Here is a 16091-nt window from a genome sequence, read left to right on the forward strand (position 1 = left end):
AGGTGTCCACGTGAAGGCCGTCGTCTACAAAGGACCGTTCGAAGTAGCCGTCGAGGAAGTCGACAATCCGCGCCTGCAGCACCCCAACGACGTGGTCGTCAGGGTGACCTCCACCGCGATCTGCGGCTCCGACCTGCACATGTACGAGGGCCGGACCGCCGCGGAGCCCGGCATCGTCTTCGGCCACGAGAACCTGGGAATCATCGACCAGGTCGGCGAGGGGGTCACCACCCTCAAGCAGGGCGACCGTGTGGTCATGCCCTTCAACGTCGCCTGCGGATTCTGCAAGAACTGCTCGGCGGGTTTCACCGGCTACTGCCTGACGGTCAATCCGGGGTTCGCCGGAGGCGCTTACGGCTATGTGGCCATGGGTCCCTGGCCGGGCGGCCAGGCGGAGTACGTGCGCGTTCCGTACGCGGACTTCAACTGTCTGAAACTGCCGGAGGGCACCGCCAACGAGTCCGATTTCGTGCTCCTGGCCGACATCTTCCCGACCGGGTACCACGGGTGCGAGCTCGCCCAGGTCTCCCCCGGCGAGAGCGTCTCGGTGTACGGCGGCGGCCCGGTCGGGCTGATGGCCGCGTACTCGGCGATGCTGCGCGGGGCGGCCAAGGTGTTCGTCGTGGACCGGGTGCCGGAGCGGCTGCAGAAGGCCGAGGAGATCGGCGCGATCCCGATCGACTTCACCAAGGGCAGTCCGGTGGACCAGATCAAGGAGCACATGAAGGGCGAGGGCACCGACAAGGGCGTCGACGCGGTCGGCTACCAGGCCCAGGCAGGCGGCGCGGGCCGCGAGGAGCCCGCGGCGGTGCTGAACTCCCTGATCGACACCGTGCGCCCCACCGGCGCCCTCGGCATCCCCGGCCTCTACGTGCCGTCCGACCCCGGAGGGCCGGACGAGCAGGCCAAGAGCGGCCGGCTGCTGGTCGCCATCGGCCGGCTCTTCGAGAAGGGCCTGCGGCTGGGCACCGGGCAGTGCAACGTCAAGCGCTACAACCGGCAGCTGCGCGACATGATCATCGAGGGCCGCGCCCGCCCGAGCTTCGTGGTCTCCCACGAGCTGCCCCTGGCGGACGCGCCGTCGGCGTACGAGAAGTTCGACAAGCGGATCGAGGGCTACACCAAGGTCGTCCTCCACCCCGGTCAGGGCTGAGGCCCTCGGCCGTCCGTTGACCGCGCCCAGGGCCCGGCTAGCAGCTCTCCGGGCCCTGGGCGTCGTACGGGCCGGAGGGGCTGACCTCCTCCAGGGTGTACGTGTACAGGTCGAACTCCACCAGTCCGTCCGCGTTGGTGGTGACCCGCGGCGGACGGGTCCCCGGATACCGGGAGGCGATGACGTCGGCGACCCTGTGGGCGGTCGCCGCGTCTGCCGCGGCGATGCGCACATAGGCCACGCCCGGTTCGTACAGCGGTCCGAGTTGTCCGGTCATGCTGCTCCCCTTGTCCCGTCCGTCCGGCGGATTACCGCTGGAGACAGCCCGTCGGTCGTCGCGGTTGCCCACGCGGGCTGCGTTCACTCGAAGTTGTCAATGCGGCGGCTCAGGACAGCAGGAAGTCGGCCTTCCCGTCCTTGGCACCCTCGATGAACATCCTGATCTCGTGGTCCGTGTAGATGAGTGCCGGCCCGTCGGGGTCGGTGGACTGCCGCAGTGCGACCCTGCCGTCGGCCAGTTTCATGGCCTCCACGCAACTTCCCCCGTTGCCGCCGCTCCACGGCTTGTGCCAGCCCTCGCTGCCGAGGTCGAGGGCGCGCATGCCGTTGTATATGCGGTCGTCCATGTGTGTCAGATCTCCTTGCGGATGCCATCGAGGATGGCTGCGGTGCTGTGTGCAGGCGCTGCTTGCGCGCACATCCGGTCCAGTGCCTCGAGGAACGTCGAGACGTCGTCCACGTCGTCCAGGTAGGCGGCGCCCACCAGGCTCTCGGTGAACACGACGTCCGGCAGCTCGCGGATCTGGAACCGGAAGATGTGGAACGGCCCGTACATCGCCGGGTGCGGCCCGGCGTCGAAGGGCATGATCTGCAGTCTCACCTGCGGCATCTCGCACGCCTCGGCCAGCCGGTCCAGCTGCGCGCGCATCACCTCGGGGCTCCCGATGGGGCGGCGCAGCACGGTCTCGTCCATGACCACCCACAGCAGCGGGGCGTCCGGCCGGGCGAGCAGTGCCTGCCGCTCCCGGCGGAGCGCGACCAGGCGCTCGAGCTCCTCCGTGGTGGCGCCGGGGCGGCCGGCCCTGAGTACGGAGCGGGCGTAGTCCTCGGTCTGCAGCAGTCCGGGGACGTAGTGCGGCTCGTAGGCGCGGATGATGGCCGCCTCGCCCTCCAGACTGACGAAGGCGCTGAACCAGGACGGCAGGACGTCGCGGTAACGGTGCCACCAGCCGGGGCGGTTGCCCTGCCTGGCGAGGTCGATGAAGGTCGCCGCCTCGGCGGCGTCGACGCCGTACAGCGCCAGCAGCTTCTCGACGTAAGGGATGCGCAGGCCGACCTCGGCCTTCTCCATCCGGCGCACCGTGGCATGGGTGACGTCCAGCTCGCGCGCGGCCCGCTCGTACGAGCAACCGGCCTTCTCCCGCAGGTCGTGGAGGCGTTTGCCGAGGATCACGCGGAGGACGGTCGGCGCCCCGCTCGCCCTCGCCTCAGCCACGCTGCAATTCCCGCATGGCAGAAGTGTGCCATGTCACGAATGGAACCCACACCCTGCTACTGGCGATTGTGCAATTTGCAGAATGACCCTTGCCTTCTGTGCAAGCAGTGGCCATAGTTGCGTGTGTGCTCTATGCCATCAGCGCCCGGGACACCTTCCGGCTCCGACTGCCGGCGCAGGCCTCCTCGGTCGGCGTCGCGCGCCGCCAGGTGCGCTCCGCGCTGGGCAGATGGGGCCTGGTGGGGCTGGGCGACGACGCCGGCCTCGTGGTGAGCGAGCTCTTCACCAACGCCGTGGTGCACAGCGGCAGCGACCACGTCGCGTGCCTGCTCTGGACGGCGGCCGGCAAGCTGCACATCGAGGTCGTCGACGAGGGGCGCGAGCCCGCCGGCCCCCTCCCGCGCGCGGCCGCCGACGGCGACGAGAACGGCCGCGGGCTCGCCCTCGTCGCCCATTTGGCCGAAGGGTGGGGCGTGCGTCCGTCGGCGCACGGCACCGGTCGCGCGGTGTGGGCGATCCTGTCCTGCGGCCGTACCGAGGCGGCCCGGCGCAACGGTTGAACGCCGGCTGACGTCCCTCCGGTGTCCGCGGGAAGGGTGGTCGTCGCCGGGGGCGCGCCGTATTGGGATGGTGGCACCCCGCCTCCGGGCATAGGCTTCTCCCGACGGAAAGGCCTTCGGGGGAGCACCAACACCCCCTGCCTCCGCCCCGGGAGGAACCGCCCACCGCGGTCCCCGCCCGGTTCCGCGACCGGCGCCACCGCGTCCGCTCAGCCATCAGCCCGACCGGGCGGTCGGCGTCCGGCAGCGGCCGGGCCGGCGTCCGGCTCACCCGACACGAAGGAGTGCGCGGTGACACCCGAGAAGTCCAAGCGGAACCAGCTCCCCAAGGAGCCCGACGATCAGCCCGCGCAACAGCGGGAGGTGCGGAACCTGGACGTCTGGGCCAGGTCGGCACCGATCCGACTGGCCGGCTACGAGGACGATCTGAACGAGCCGCACATCCTGCGGAGCATCGACTGACCCTCGGGCACGGCCGGTTCACGGGCCGTACGGGCAACGAAGCCCGTACGGCCCCTGCCGTGTCCGGCCTCTCAGGGCGCCGCGTCCGCCGCGCCCACGACGCGGCCGCCGGGCGGCTCGATGGCGTAGAGGTCCAGCACGTCGGGCGGCGCGGCGAGGCCCGGTCCCCCGGCGCGGACCCACGCGACGATGTCGTCGACGGCGCCCGGATCATTGACCAGCCCCAGCCAGACCGGTCGCCCTCCGGCCGCGCGCGCCTGCGGCGAGGGCTGGACGACCACGACGTTCGCCTGCTCGCACACGTCGAGGCACCGCGTGGCGCGCACCCGGCAGATCCCGGCGAGTTCCCGCCGGAGCCGGTCGAGTTGAGCGTCGTGGTCGACGCCGGGGACCTTCTCCGTACCGCAGCAGCAGTCGCGGCAGACGCTCACCGTGCAGGCGCCCGCCCGCGGCCCACCGCCGCTCACGTGAGGGTGATCCGCACGCCCACGGTGCCCTCGCGGCCGCGGCGCAGCCGGCTGCCGAACAGGGTCAGCCGGCCGAACAGCCCGTACTTGCGGGCGACCAGGGAGCGGTAGCGCTCGGTCTCCTCCGGCCCGAGGATCTCGGCCCGGGCGGGCACCTGCTCCCCGGTGGGATTGCCGCGTACGTCGCAGGGGCCGACCAGCACGTCGGCGCGGTTGCGGATCCGCTTGATCTTGCCGGAGTCCGCCGCGGTCCACGCGCCGAGCGCCTCACCGTCGCGGACCACCCAGACCGGGGTGGGAACGGTACGGCCGTCCCGCCGGTAGGTGGTGACCAGTAGGTACTTGCCCGCCGCGAGCCGGGCGGACGCGCTGTCCTCGATCATGGACCCAGGCTACGCGGGAACGGCCGCCTCGGCCGGTGCCGGGAGCGACTTGCCCAGGCACACGCTGAGCGGACTGTCCTTGTAGTGGCCGAACTTGGCCACCGGTGTGTAGCCGCAGGAGGCGTACAGGGCGATCGCCTCCGGCTGCATCTGCCCCGTCTCCAGCACCATCCGGGTGCGGCCCGCCGCGGCGGCGCCGGCCTCCAGGGCGGCGAGCATCCGGCGCGCGAATCCGCGGCCCCGTGCCTGCGGCACCACGTACATCCGCTTGACCTCGGCGTCGCCGTCCTCGAAGCCCTCGGGGGAGGCGTCCTGGCCGCGCCAGCCGCCGGTCACGACGGGGGCGCCGTCGAGGTAGCCGACCATGAACTGACCGTGCGGGCCGTCGAAGTGGTCGGCGTCCATCGCGGTCGCGTCGGGGCCGCCGTACCGCTCCACGTACTCCTGCTGCACCTGCTCGGTCAGCAGCACGGCGTCGGGGTGGTCGTAGCGCGTCTTCCGGATCTCCACCCGCACATCGTACGGGTGTGCGGCCTACGCCCCGGTACGGGCACCCTGCGGCCGCCGGGTATCGTCCCCGTCATGCTCACCGTGACCACCGTGAACGTGAACGGGCTGCGCGCCGCGGCCAAGAAGGGCTTCCTCCCCTGGCTGGAGGCGACCACGGCCGACGTGGTGTGCCTGCAGGAGGTCCGCGCCGAGGCCGCGCAGCTGCCCGAGGAGGTCCGCGCGCCGGAGGGCTGGCACGTGCTCCACGCGCCGGCGGCCGCCAAGGGCCGGGCCGGGGTGTCCCTCTACTCGCGGCGGGAACCGTCCGCGAGCCGGATCGGCTTCGGCTCGGAGGAGTTCGACGGCTCCGGCCGCTACGCCGAGATCGAGCTGCCGGGCGTCACGGTCGCCAGCCTCTACCTCCCCTCGGGCGAGGTCGGCACGGAGCGGCAGGAGGAGAAGGAGCGCTTCATGGAGGCGTTCCTCGATCACATGGTGAAGCTTCGGGGGAAGGCCGCCGCCGAGGGCCGCGAGGTGCTGATCTGCGGCGACTGGAACATCGCGCACACCGAGCGCGACCTGCGCAACTGGCGGGCCAACCAGAAGAACGCCGGTTTCCTCCCCGAGGAGCGGGCCTGGCTGTCCCGCGTCTACGACGAGGCCGGGTACACCGACGTCGTGCGCCACCTGAACCCGGAGGGCGAGGGCCCGTACACGTGGTGGTCCTACCGGGGCCGCGCCTTCGACAACGACAGCGGCTGGCGCATCGACCTCCACGTCGCCACCCGCGGCCTGGCGGCCCGGGCCGCGCAGACCCGGGTCGAGCGCGCGGACACGCACCCCGAGCGCTGGTCCGACCACGCGCCGGTGACGGTCACCTACGATCTCGGGTAGCCGGGAGCAGGCAGTCGGTGCTCGGGGGTCACCACCCCCGTGCACCCTGGTGTGGCGGGACCCCGCCGTCGCCCGGGGGCGCTGGGCGTCACGCCGAACTCCCGCGGGGAGCCGGACAGCCGCTTCGGCCTGGTCCTGGAGGTGCCGGCCGAGGACGGCGTGGAGGTCGTCCCCGCCTGAGGGCGTGGCGGCAGCCGGTGCCGCCGTCCCGGAACGCCGGAGGGCGCCGTCGCCGTATCGTCTAGTCAGCTGCCCTTTTCCGGAGGAGTCCCCATGGCGCCGCCCGTCGTCCGCTCTCTGCGCGAGCAGATCCGCGAGTTCATCGTGGACGGCATCGTCAGCGGGCGGTGGAAGCCCGGGGAGCGGATCGTCGAGCGGGGTATCGCCACCGAGCTGGAGGTCAGCCAGACGCCCGTGCGGGAGGCGCTGCGGGAGCTGGAGGTCATGCGGCTGATCGAGTCCGCTCCGAACAAGGGCGTGCGGGTGCGCCGGCTGACCGCCGCGGACCTGGAGGAGATCTACCCGGTGCGGGCCGGCCTGGAGCAGATCGCCGCGGAGCTGGCCGCGCCACGCCTGCGGCAGGACCTGTCCGCGCTGGAGGCCGAGGTCGCCCTGCTGCACGAGGCGGACGCGGTGGGCGACGCCGGGGCACAGGTGCGGCACACCGTGGCGTTCCACCGCGAGCTGGTGCGGGCCTCGGGCAACAGCGTGCTGCTGCACACCTGGGAGTCGCTGGGGATCGAGGTCTGGACGGCGCTGTCGATCCGCTGGCTGGGCACCCGGCAGCGGCTGTACGCCGAGGAGCACCAGGCGGTGGTGGAGGCCTTCCGCAGGGACGATCCGCGGGTCGGCGAGCTGGTCAAGGAGCATGTGCTGGGCTGCGCCCCGCAGGGCGGCTGACCCGGTCCGAGGGCCGGAACCCCCTTTCTGTGACCCTCGTCACAGGGTATTTGATCGATCATCGATCAGATTTATTCTGTGAGAGACGGGGACACCCTGCCCGCACGGAACCATCTGGAAGGCGTTCACCATGACCGACGCCACGCTGAGCGCGCTCGATCACCTGCCGGACCCCGACCCCGAGGAGACCGGCGAATGGGCCGCCTCCCTCGACGCGGTCGCCCGTGCCGCCGGCCCGGAGCGAGCGGCCTACCTGATGCGCCGCACCTTCGACCACGCGCAGGCGTCCGGCCTCTCGGTGCCCTCGCTGCTGGAGACCGAGCACATCAACACCATCCCGGCCGCCGCGGAGCCCGAGCTTCCCGGTGACGCGGACATGGAGCGGCGCATCGCCGGATGGAACCGCTGGAACGCCGCCGCCATGGTGACCCGCGGCAGCCGCCTGGGCCTCGGCGGCCACATCGCCACCTTCGCCTCCGCGGCCTGGCTGTACGAGACCGGCTTCAACCACTTCTTCCGCGGCAAGGAGGGGGACGGCTCCGGCGACCAGCTGTACATCCAGGGCCACGCCTCCCCCGGCATCTACGCCCGCGCCTTCCTCGACGGCCGGCTGACCGAGCGGCAGCTGGACAACTTCCGCCAGGAGGCCGGCGGCGACGGCCTGCCGTCCTACCCGCACCCGCGCCGGCTGCCCTGGCTGTGGGAGTTCCCCACGGTGTCGATGGGCCTCGGCCCGCTCGCGGCGATCCAGCAGGCCCGCTTCAACCGCTACCTGACGCACCGCGGCATCAAGGACGTCTCCGGCTCGCACGTGTGGGCCTTCCTCGGCGACGGCGAGATGGACGAGCCGGAGTCGACCGCCGCCCTCGGCCTCGCCGGCCGCGAGGGGCTGGACAACCTGACCTTCGTGATCAACTGCAACCTGCAGCGTCTCGACGGACCGGTGCGCGCCAACTTCAAGATCGTCCAGGAGCTGGAGGCGAAGTTCCGCGCCGCGGGCTGGAACGTCGTCAAGTCGCTGTGGGGCTCCGCCTGGGACGAGCTGTTCGCCCTCGACACCACCGGCGCGCTCGTCCGGCGCCTGCGCGAGGTGCCCGACGGCCAGTTCCAGACGTACGCCACCCGGGACGCCGCCTACATCCGGGAGCACTTCTTCGGCGCCGACCCGGCGCTGGCCGAGATGGCGAAGCTGCTGACCGACGTCAAGATCACCGAGTGCTTCCACACCTCCCGCGGAGGCCACGAGCCGCGCAAGGTGTACGCCGCCTACCGCGCGGCCATCACGCACAAGGGCGCGCCGACCGTGGTCCTCGCGCAGACGGTCAAGGGCTGGACGCTGGGCCGCGGCTTCGAGTCGCGCAACGCCAACCACCAGATGAAGAAGCTCACGGTCCCCGAGTTCCGCACCATGCGCGACCTGCTCGAGCTGCCCATCCCGGACAGCGCGCTCTCCGGCGACCTGGTGCCGTACGCGCACCCGGGCGCCGACTCCCCCGAGGTCCGCTACCTGCAGGAGCGCCGCGCCGAGCTCGGCGGCCCCGCGCCGGCCCGGCGGGTGCACGCCGTGACGCTGCCCGAGCCGTCCGGCAAGCCCTTCGAGGCGCTGGCCAAGGGCTCCGGCGGCCAGGAGATCGCGACCACGATGGCCCTGGTCCGGCTGCTCAAGGACCTGATGCGGGAGAAGGAGAGCGGTCGCCGCTGGGTACCGATCGTCCCCGACGAGGCGCGCACCTTCGGCATGGAGTCGCTCTTCCCGAGCGCCGGCATCTACTCGCCGCTCGGCCAGACCTACGACCCGGTCGACCGCGACATGCTCCTGTACTACAAGGAGGCGGAGAACGGGCAGATCCTCAACGAGGGCATCACCGAGGCCGGTTCGATGGCCTCCTTCACCGCCGCGGCGACCTCGTACGCCACGCACGGCGAGCCGATGATCCCGTTCTACATCTTCTACTCGATGTTCGGCTGGCAGCGGACCGCCGACCAGATGTGGGCCCTCGCCGACCAGCTCGGCCGCGGCTTCCTGGTCGGGGCGACCGCGGGCCGCACGACGATGACGGGCGAGGGCCTGCAGCACGCCGACGGCCACTCCCACCTGATCGCGTCGACCAACCCGGCGGCGCTCTCGTACGACCCGGCGTTCGCCTACGAGATCGGCGTGATCGTCCGCGAGGGCCTGCGCCGTATGTACGGCCCGGACGCGGAGGACGTCTTCTACTACCTGACGGTCTACAACGAGCCCAAGATCCAGCCGGTCATGCCGGCCGAACCGGGCATCGAGGAAGGCATCGTCAAGGGCCTGTACCGCTTCCGGACCGCCGACACGGCCGGGCTGCCCGCCGACGCGCCGCGACTGCAGCTGATGGCGTCCGGCACGGCGATCCACTGGGCCCTGGAGGCGCAGCAACTGCTGGCCTCGGAGTGGGGTGTGGCGGCGGACGTGTGGTCGGCGACCTCGTGGAGCGAGCTGCGCCGCGGCGGCCTGGCGTACGACGCGGCCCGGCTGCGCGGCGAGGACGCGCCGCTCCCCCACGTCACGCGCGTGCTGGAGGGCGCGCCGGGACCGGTGCTGGCGGTGAGCGACTGGATGCGCGCGGTGCCGGACCAGATCAGTCAGTGGGTGCCTCAGGACTGGCACTCGATCGGCACCGACGGCTTCGGCCTGTCGGACACGCGTGAGGCGGCGCGTCGCCACTTCGGCGTGGACCCGCGGTCGGTGGTCGTCGCCGCACTGGCCTCGCTCGCCGGACGCGGCGAGGTGAAGCGGGAGACCGTACAGGAGGCCCGGGAGCGCTACGGGCTCTGAGCCTCCCCGCCCCGCCCCGGGTGGGGACACGAGGGCCGGGCACGCCGTCGCAGGCGTGCCCGGCCCTCCTTCGTGCCCGCCCGCGCACGCGCTCCGGGCGGACCCCTGACCGGATACATAAGGCAGTGATATAAATGTCTTATGCATCTTCCCGGTGACGACCCGGACCACAGCCACGCCGTCGACGTGGCGCGGGCCCTGGAACGGCTGTACCGCATGCTGCGCAGGCTCAGTCAGCCGAGCGAGCTGTCACTGACCACGGTGGCGACGCTGTCCACGCTGGAGCAGTCCGGCCCGCTCCGGCTGACGGAACTGGCGGCCCTGGAGGGCGTCACCCAGCCGGCGATGACCCAGGTCGTGTCCCGGCTGGCCGAGGCGGGACTCGCCGGTCGCGCGGCGGACCCGTCGGACGGGCGCGTGGTGCTCGTCGACATCACCGACGCGGGCCGGGAGGCCATCGCCCGGCGCCGCGCCGTACGTGCCGAGCGGCTCGGGGAGTTGCTGGAACAGCTGAGCCCGGACGAGCGGTCGGCCCTGGTGGCCGCACTGCCCGCCGTGGAGGCCCTGACCCGGCTGGGGCAGCCCCCGGCCTCGTCGCGCCTCGCCCAGCGGAGCAATTGATCAGGCATCGGTTCTACGTCGGAGCAGCTTCATGACCGCGCATGCGCAATCGTCCCGTTCCGTGAATCCGTTCAAACAGCCGAAGGCCGTTTTCGCGGTCGCCTTCGCCTGTGTGGTCTCGTTCATGGGGATCGGGCTCGTCGACCCGATCCTGCCCGCGATATCCGATCAACTGAACGCCACCCCCAGTCAGGTGACGCTGCTGTTCACCAGCTACCTGGTGGTGACCGCGGTCGCCATGCTCATCACCAACTGGGTCTCCAGCCGGATCGGGGCCAAGCGGACGCTGATCATGGGCCTCGCCCTGATCGTGGTGTTCGCGGCCCTGGCCGGCGGCTCGGGGAGCATCGGCGGCATCGTCGGCTTCCGCGCGGGCTGGGGCATCGGCAACGCCCTGTTCATCGCCACCTCGCTGGCGGTGATCGTCGCCTCCGCGAGCGGCGGCTTCGTGGGTGCGATCATTCTCTACGAGACCGCGCTGGGCGTCGGCATCGCCGTGGGCCCGCTGCTCGGCGGCCTGCTGGGCAACGTGAGCTGGCGCGGCCCGTTCTACGGCGTCGCCGTCCTGATGGCCGTCGCGTTGGTCGCCACCGTCGTCCTCGTGGAGCCGATCCCGCTGCCGGCCCGCAGGACCGGACTCGGCGAGCCGCTGCGCGCGCTACGCCACCGCGGCCTGCTCACGATGTCGCTGACGGCCCTCTGCTACAACTGGGCGTTCTTCACCGTGCTCGGCTACGCGCCCTTCCCGATGGGCCTCGGCGCGATCCAGCTCGGCCTCGTCTTCACCGGCTGGGGCGCCCTCGTCGCGGTCTTCGCCGTCTTCGGCGCCCCGCGGCTGCAGGCCCGGCTGGGCATCGCGCGGACGCTCTACGCCAACCTCGCGCTGTTCGCCCTCACCGTGCTGGCCATCGCGATCTGGACGGACAACCGGACCGTGCTGATCGTGTGCGTGATCGTCGCCGGAGTCTTCATCGGGGTGAACAACACGGTCACGACCCAGGCGGTCATGACCGTCGCGCCCGTCGACCGTGCCGTCGCCGCCGCCGCGTACGGCTTCGTCCGCTTCATCGGCGGCGGTCTGGCGCCGTTCGCCGCGGGCAAGCTGGTCGAGGCGTTCGGGATCCATGTGCCGTTCTACATCGGCGCCGGGGCGCTCGTGCTGGGCATCGTGATCCTCTCCACGGCCCACGGGCTGCTCAAGGAGGCCGAGAAGGTGCAGGCCGAGCAGGTCGACGCCGCCCGCGGAACGGGCACCGCCGTGTCGCTGGTGCCGGTCGAGCACGTCGCCGCGGTGTCCGGCGACGCGGGCCGCGGTGCCATCGTCGCCGCCGTGGACGGTTCTCCCGACGCGCGGCGCGTCGCCGAGGCCGCCGGCCGTCTCGCGGCGATCAACGGCCGTACGGTGCACGTCGTCCACGCGGAGGAGTCAGCCGTCGCGGGGGACGCGGCCGCCGACGCCGAGGACCTGGAGTCCGCCCGGGCCGCCGTCCGCGAGCACCTGGAACGGCTCACCGCCCTCGGCGTCCCGGCCGTCGGCCACGTGCTGCGCAACGTCACCGGCCACGGGGAGGCGGGTCGCCTGGTCGCCGAGCACGCGGAGCGGACCGGGGCCCGCGCCATCGTCGTCGGGGCCCCCGCCCACGGCGGGCTGACCGCGCTGATGGACGCCGGTGCCGGGCAGTCCCTGATGCGGTACGCGACCTGCGACGTCGTACTGATCAACCCGCGCTCGGCGGAACTGGAGCCGGCGGCCTGAACGACCTGCGGGAGATCGCGGTGGCCGCGCCATCGAAATACCGACAAACCCGACGTATGGTGGCCTGAAGGTGCCATGCGCCGGGGGACGCGGTCACCGTGACTCCCCATGATCGTGACGGCGGCGCCGGAGGCGGCCATGGCCGATCCCAAGGGCTTTCTCACCACCCCTCGCCGCACGCCCGCGCGCCGCCCCGTCTGCGAGCGCGTCGAGGACTGGCACGAGGTCTACACCGGGCAGAGCCTGCTGCCGATCGTCTCCGCGCAGGCCGGGCGCTGCATGGACTGCGGCATACCGTTCTGCCACGAGGCCTGCCCGCTGGGGAACATGATCCCCGACTGGAACGACCTGGTGTACCGCGAGGACTGGGCCGCGGCCGCGGAGCGGCTGCACGCCACCAACAACTTCCCCGAGTTCACCGGCCGGCTGTGCCCGGCGCCCTGCGAGAGCGCCTGCGTCCTGACCATCAACGCCGACCCTGTCACGATCAAGAACGTCGAGGTCGCCATCGCCGACCGCGCGTGGGAGGACGGCCTCGCCCGCCCCCGCCCCCCCGAGCGGCACTCCGGCCGCAGGATCGCCGTGGTCGGCTCCGGACCCGCCGGACTCGCCGCCGCCCAGCAGCTCACCCGGGTCGGCCACACGGTGACGGTCTACGAGCGGGCGGACCGGCTCGGCGGGCTCCTGCGCTACGGCATACCGGAGTTCAAGATGGAGAAGCACCATCTGGACCGGCGGCTGGGGCAGATGCGGTCCGAGGGCACGCTCTTCCGCACCGGGGTCGAGGTGGGCGCGGACCTCGACGCGCGGCGGGTCGTCGCCGAGCACGACGCGGTGCTCCTGGCGGTGGGCGCCACGGCCTGGCGCGAGTTGCGGGTACCCGGACGGGAACTGGCGGGCATCCACCAGGCGATGGAGTACCTGCCGCTGGCGAACCGGGTGCAGGAGGGAGACCTGACGGAGTCCCCGGTCAGCGCCGAGGGCAAGGACGTCGTCATCGTCGGCGGCGGCGACACCGGCGCCGACTGCCTGGGCACCGTGCTGCGGCAGCACGCGGCCTCCGTCGTACAGCTCGACATCAACCCGCTGCCGGGCGAGTGCCGCCCCGAGCACCAGCCGTGGCCGGTGTACCCGCACGTCTACCGGGTCTCCCCCGCCCACGAGGAGGCCCGCGAGCTGGCCCGGCGCGGCGTCTGGGACCCGGCGGAGCACGGCGGCGTGCCGCTGCCGGGCCCGGAGGGCGACATCCGCGTGTTCTCCGCGTCGACCTTCCGCTTCGAGGGCGACGACGAGGGGCACGTACGGTCGCTGCACCTGGTCGGAGTCGAGCCGCGGCACCGGCGCGCGCAGCAGGGCACCGAGCGCGTCATCCCCGCCCAGCTGGTGCTGCTGGCGCTGGGGTTCTCGGGGGCCGAGCGCGACTGCGGGCTGGTGACCCAGCTCGGTCTGGAACTCGACCGGCGCGGCCACGTCGTCCGTGACGCCCGCTTCGCCACCGGGGTGGAGAAGGTGTTCGTCGCGGGCGACGCGGGCCGCGGTCAGTCGCTGATCGTCTGGGCGATCGCCGAGGGCCGGTCGGCCGCGGCGGCGGTCGACCGGTGGCTCACCGGCAGTACGTGCCTGCCGGCGCCGATCACGCCGACGGCCCGGCCGCTGGTGGCGTGACGGCGGCGGACCGCGGGCGCGGCTCGAAGCCCGCGGCGCGGTAGCAGGCGTCGATCATGCGCATCGACTCGACGGCGTCGTCGGCGTCCGTGGGCAGCGGGGCACCGTCGCGCAGGGCCGCCGCGAACGCCTCCAGCTGGTAGGTGTACGACGTCCGCCTGCCGAGCTCCTCGACCCGCTCGCCGCCCGGCGTGCGGACGACGACCCGGTCGTCCGTGTGCGGCAGCACGAAGCAGGGCGCGGTGGCCTCGCCCCGGCTGCCGACGATGCGCCAGCTCATCTCGAGGGCCTCGGAGTCCATGTGGCAGCGGGCCGAGGCGGTGGCGCCGCCGGGGTACTCCAGGTCCGCGTCCAGCCACTCGTCGACGCCGGGCGCCTGGGCGCGCTCGCCGCCGCGCGCGGCCGCCAGGCGCGGCGCACCGCCGGCCCACGGGGCCAGGGACGCCGCCGCGTGGAGGGAGTAGCAGCCGAGGTCCATCACGGCGCCGCCGGCCAGCGGCAGCGACCAGCGGGGGTCCTCGTCCGCGGGCGCGGGGATGTTGACCACGGTCTCCACGTGCCGCAGTTCGCCGAGCTCGCCGGACTCCAGCAGCTCGTGCAGGCGGCGGGTCACCGGGTGGTAGAGGTAGTGGAAGGCCTCCATGACGACCACGCCCGCCTTGGCGGCCGCGTCGCGGACCTCGACGGCCTCCTCGAGGTTGCTGGCGGAGGGCTTCTCGCTGAGCACGTGCTTGCCCGCGGCGATGGCGGCCAGGTTCCAGGGGCCGTGCAGGCCGTTGGCGAGCGGGTTGTACACGGCCTCGACCTCGGGGTCGGCGAGGACGTCGGCGTACGTGTCCAGCACGCGCTCGACGCCGTGCTCGGCCGCGAAGGCCGTCGCGCGGGAGCGGTCGCGGGCGGCCACGGCGACGAGCCGGTGGCCGGTCGTGCGGGCGGGGGCGGCGATGGCGGCCCCCGCGATGCGGGCGGCGCCGAGCACGCCGATGCGCAACGGTTCGGTGGTCATGCGGTGCGTACCTCTTCCATACGTACGGGTCGGTGGTCCCCGGCGACGTGCAGGCCTCGGCGATCCGTCCGGCCTCGTTCCCGTCGGCGACGGTACACGGCGCAGGCGAACGGCCCGTGACGGCCCCGGGCAGGACGGCGGGCCCGGGGAGGGCGGTGCGGCGGCCCGGACGCCGCCCGCGCTTGGCGCCGTCCCAAATCCGGGATGCCGTCCCGGATATGAGAGACCCCGATCTCGCTTCCATCGACGCCCGCCTGGCGAGGCGCCTCGCCGAACTGCGCGACGAATGCGGCTGGTCCCTCGACGAGCTCGCCACGCGCACGGGCGTCAGCCGCTCGACGCTCTCCCGTCTCGAACGCGCCGAGATCAGCCCCACCGCCGCCCTGCTCGGGCGCCTGTGCACCGCGTACGAGCGCACCATGTCCCGGTTGCTGGCCGAGGTCGAGAGCGGCGGCGAGCCCGCGCAGCTCGTGCGCGCCGCCGAGCAGGGCGTCTGGACCGACACCGCCTCCGGCTTCGAACGGCGCTCCGTCTCGCCCCCGCACCCCGGGCTGCGCGCCGAGATCGTCGAGGGCGTGCTGCGCCCCGGCGCGGACATCGCGTACGAAGAACCGCCCGTCGCCGGTCTCGAGCACCACGTGTGGCTGCGCGAGGGCGCGCTCGAGGTCACCGTCCAGGGCCGCGCACACCGCCTCGCCCCCGGCGACTGCCTGCGGTACCGGCTGTGGGGCACCTCCCGCTTCCACTGCCCGGGCCCTGAGGCGGCCCGCTACGCCGTCGTGGTCGTACTGCCGTGAAGGACGACTCCGCCCCCGTGCCGCCGAACACCTCTACCGCACCGCGGGCTGGACCCCTACGTCACCGTCCCCGCCCACGCCGCGAACCAGGATCGCTGGAACAGGCAGTGGGTTCGAGAGCGGCCGGGACCGGCCAGGCCCTCTCGCGTTGTAGGCGTTCAGGTGGCTGCGATAGGCGACCGGTCGGTAGTCCGCCGAGCTGCGGACCATATCGCCTACGCCGGCATGGTGTCACACGTGTCACACGCCGGGCCTCCCGCTCCGCGAACGCGAAAGCCCTTCCTCGCAGGCCGGGACCCCCCATTATGCTGACCTGCATGAGCGAGGGACTGCTGGAACGGCGTGAGGGCCCGGCGGGCGACGGGGCCGCCTCCGAGGCGATGGTCGTGGTCGAGGACCTGGTGCGCACCTTCGGCACCGGGGACACCGCGGTGCACGCCCTGGGCGGGGTGTCCTTCTCCGTGGCCCGCGGGGAACTGGTCGCCCTCAAGGGCCGCTCCGGCTCGGGCAAGACGACCCTGCTGAACATCATCGGCGGCCTGGACCGCGCCGACGCCGGCACCGTCACCGTCGACGGCACCACACTCAACGACCTCGCCGAACGCGAACTGCTCGCCCTGCGCCGCGACCGCATGGG

At 72.7% G+C, this 16091-nt stretch carries 19 protein-coding genes; 12 read left to right on the plus strand and 7 right to left on the minus strand.

Going from position 1 to position 16091, the window contains the following annotated elements; all coding sequences use genetic code 11:
- Positions 1 to 10: 10 nt before the first annotated feature.
- Positions 11 to 1153, plus strand: coding sequence for a glutathione-independent formaldehyde dehydrogenase (locus tag B085_RS0122250; protein WP_018560801.1), 1143 nt, complete (start codon positions 11 to 13; stop codon positions 1151 to 1153).
- A 37-nt stretch (positions 1154 to 1190) separates the two neighbouring features.
- Here the strand turns inward: B085_RS0122250 and B085_RS0122255 are convergent, their stop codons facing one another.
- From B085_RS0122255 to B085_RS0122265, 3 genes are all read right to left on the minus strand, one after another.
- A complete protein-coding gene (locus B085_RS0122255; protein WP_018560802.1) occupies positions 1191 to 1430 on the minus strand; it encodes a hypothetical protein in 240 nt (79 codons plus the stop codon).
- Positions 1431 to 1539: 109 nt separating this feature from the next.
- Entirely contained in the window at positions 1540 to 1779 is a 240-nt protein-coding gene (locus B085_RS0122260) for a DUF397 domain-containing protein (RefSeq protein WP_018560803.1), read from the minus strand.
- 5 nt (positions 1780 to 1784) lie between these two features.
- Positions 1785 to 2648 (minus strand): helix-turn-helix domain-containing protein, encoded by an 864-nt coding sequence (locus B085_RS0122265; protein ID WP_018560804.1) that lies wholly within the window; start codon positions 2646 to 2648, stop codon positions 1785 to 1787.
- A 125-nt stretch (positions 2649 to 2773) separates the two neighbouring features.
- On the opposite strand from B085_RS0122265, the gene B085_RS43400 reads away from it, so the two are divergent.
- Together B085_RS43400 and B085_RS50120 are read left to right on the plus strand one after the other, a co-directional pair.
- Positions 2774 to 3208, plus strand: a complete 435-nt coding sequence (locus tag B085_RS43400) for an ATP-binding protein (RefSeq protein ID WP_018560805.1) — start codon at positions 2774 to 2776, stop codon at positions 3206 to 3208.
- 291 nt (positions 3209 to 3499) lie between these two features.
- Positions 3500 to 3670: a hypothetical protein gene (locus tag B085_RS50120; RefSeq protein ID WP_018560806.1), complete on the plus strand. Its 171-nt coding sequence runs from the start codon at positions 3500 to 3502 to the stop codon at positions 3668 to 3670.
- A gap of 71 nt (positions 3671 to 3741) precedes the next feature.
- Here the strand turns inward: B085_RS50120 and B085_RS0122280 are convergent, their stop codons facing one another.
- Genes B085_RS0122280 through B085_RS0122290 form a run of 3 tightly spaced genes read right to left on the minus strand, consistent with a single transcriptional unit; the run spans position 3742 to position 5030 of the window.
- On the minus strand, positions 3742 to 4137 hold the full coding sequence (locus tag B085_RS0122280) for a (2Fe-2S) ferredoxin domain-containing protein (protein ID WP_018560807.1): 396 nt from the start codon (positions 4135 to 4137) through the stop codon (positions 3742 to 3744).
- Positions 4134 to 4520, minus strand: a complete 387-nt coding sequence (locus B085_RS0122285; RefSeq protein ID WP_018560808.1) for a PPOX class F420-dependent oxidoreductase — start codon at positions 4518 to 4520, stop codon at positions 4134 to 4136. The genes B085_RS0122280 and B085_RS0122285 overlap by 4 nt, the downstream gene beginning before the upstream one ends.
- Before the next feature lie 9 nt (positions 4521 to 4529).
- Positions 4530 to 5030, minus strand: coding sequence for a GNAT family N-acetyltransferase (locus B085_RS0122290; protein ID WP_018560809.1), 501 nt, complete (start codon positions 5028 to 5030; stop codon positions 4530 to 4532).
- Positions 5031 to 5102: 72 nt separating this feature from the next.
- Here B085_RS0122290 and B085_RS0122295 point away from each other — a divergent pair, with 72 nt between their 5' ends.
- From B085_RS0122295 to B085_RS0122325, 7 genes are all read left to right on the plus strand, one after another.
- Positions 5103 to 5903 (plus strand): exodeoxyribonuclease III, encoded by an 801-nt coding sequence (locus B085_RS0122295; protein WP_018560810.1) that lies wholly within the window; start codon positions 5103 to 5105, stop codon positions 5901 to 5903.
- A gap of 51 nt (positions 5904 to 5954) precedes the next feature.
- Entirely contained in the window at positions 5955 to 6083 is a 129-nt protein-coding gene (locus B085_RS51500; RefSeq protein ID WP_018560811.1) for a hypothetical protein, read from the plus strand.
- Positions 6084 to 6176: 93 nt separating this feature from the next.
- Positions 6177 to 6803 (plus strand): GntR family transcriptional regulator, encoded by a 627-nt coding sequence (locus tag B085_RS0122305; RefSeq protein ID WP_018560812.1) that lies wholly within the window; start codon positions 6177 to 6179, stop codon positions 6801 to 6803.
- A gap of 130 nt (positions 6804 to 6933) precedes the next feature.
- Positions 6934 to 9609 carry a pyruvate dehydrogenase (acetyl-transferring), homodimeric type gene (gene aceE / locus B085_RS0122310; RefSeq protein WP_018560813.1) on the plus strand — a complete coding sequence of 892 codons (2676 nt, stop codon included), beginning with the start codon at positions 6934 to 6936 and terminating at the stop codon, positions 9607 to 9609.
- Positions 9610 to 9750: 141 nt separating this feature from the next.
- Complete coding sequence (locus B085_RS0122315) at positions 9751 to 10230, plus strand: MarR family winged helix-turn-helix transcriptional regulator (RefSeq protein ID WP_018560814.1); 480 nt, start codon at positions 9751 to 9753, stop codon at positions 10228 to 10230.
- Positions 10231 to 10261: 31 nt separating this feature from the next.
- Positions 10262 to 11986: an MFS transporter gene (locus B085_RS43405; protein WP_037732205.1), complete on the plus strand. Its 1725-nt coding sequence runs from the start codon at positions 10262 to 10264 to the stop codon at positions 11984 to 11986.
- A gap of 138 nt (positions 11987 to 12124) precedes the next feature.
- Positions 12125 to 13651 (plus strand): glutamate synthase subunit beta, encoded by a 1527-nt coding sequence (locus B085_RS0122325; protein ID WP_026251316.1) that lies wholly within the window; start codon positions 12125 to 12127, stop codon positions 13649 to 13651.
- On the opposite strand, the gene B085_RS0122330 is transcribed toward B085_RS0122325, so the two are convergent.
- Positions 13620 to 14657, minus strand: a complete 1038-nt coding sequence (locus tag B085_RS0122330; protein ID WP_018560817.1) for a Gfo/Idh/MocA family protein — start codon at positions 14655 to 14657, stop codon at positions 13620 to 13622. The two genes, B085_RS0122325 and B085_RS0122330, sit on opposite strands and share 32 nt — an antisense overlap.
- A gap of 218 nt (positions 14658 to 14875) precedes the next feature.
- Here B085_RS0122330 and B085_RS0122335 point away from each other — a divergent pair, with 218 nt between their 5' ends.
- Together B085_RS0122335 and B085_RS0122340 are read left to right on the plus strand one after the other, a co-directional pair.
- The gene (locus tag B085_RS0122335) at positions 14876 to 15454 is read left to right on the plus strand and encodes a helix-turn-helix domain-containing protein (RefSeq protein WP_018560818.1); all 579 of its coding nucleotides are present in this window, start codon (positions 14876 to 14878) and stop codon (positions 15452 to 15454) included.
- A 380-nt stretch (positions 15455 to 15834) separates the two neighbouring features.
- Positions 15835 to 16091 (plus strand): ATP-binding cassette domain-containing protein (locus tag B085_RS0122340; RefSeq protein WP_234018637.1); only part of this gene is annotated, 257 nt, incomplete at its 3' end.

It is taken from the genome of Streptomyces sp. BoleA5, from assembly GCF_000373665.1.
Classification (GTDB): Bacteria; Actinomycetota; Actinomycetes; order Streptomycetales; family Streptomycetaceae; genus Actinacidiphila.

Coding starts and splice junctions, on each gene's coding strand:
- B085_RS0122255 (WP_018560802.1), bottom strand. CDS start 1,430: ATGACCGGACAACTCGGACCGCTGTACGAACCGGGCGTGGCCTATGTG.
- B085_RS0122260 (WP_018560803.1), bottom strand. CDS start 1,779: ATGGACGACCGCATATACAACGGCATGCGCGCCCTCGACCTCGGCAGC.
- B085_RS0122285 (WP_018560808.1), bottom strand. CDS start 4,520: ATGATCGAGGACAGCGCGTCCGCCCGGCTCGCGGCGGGCAAGTACCTA.
- B085_RS0122295 (WP_018560810.1), top strand. CDS start 5,103: ATGCTCACCGTGACCACCGTGAACGTGAACGGGCTGCGCGCCGCGGCC.
- B085_RS0122305 (WP_018560812.1), top strand. CDS start 6,177: ATGGCGCCGCCCGTCGTCCGCTCTCTGCGCGAGCAGATCCGCGAGTTC.
- aceE (WP_018560813.1), top strand. CDS start 6,934: ATGACCGACGCCACGCTGAGCGCGCTCGATCACCTGCCGGACCCCGAC.
- B085_RS0122315 (WP_018560814.1), top strand. CDS start 9,751: ATGCATCTTCCCGGTGACGACCCGGACCACAGCCACGCCGTCGACGTG.
- B085_RS43405 (WP_037732205.1), top strand. CDS start 10,262: ATGACCGCGCATGCGCAATCGTCCCGTTCCGTGAATCCGTTCAAACAG.
- B085_RS0122325 (WP_026251316.1), top strand. CDS start 12,125: ATGGCCGATCCCAAGGGCTTTCTCACCACCCCTCGCCGCACGCCCGCG.
- B085_RS0122330 (WP_018560817.1), bottom strand. CDS start 14,657: ATGACCACCGAACCGTTGCGCATCGGCGTGCTCGGCGCCGCCCGCATC.
- B085_RS0122335 (WP_018560818.1), top strand. CDS start 14,876: ATGAGAGACCCCGATCTCGCTTCCATCGACGCCCGCCTGGCGAGGCGC.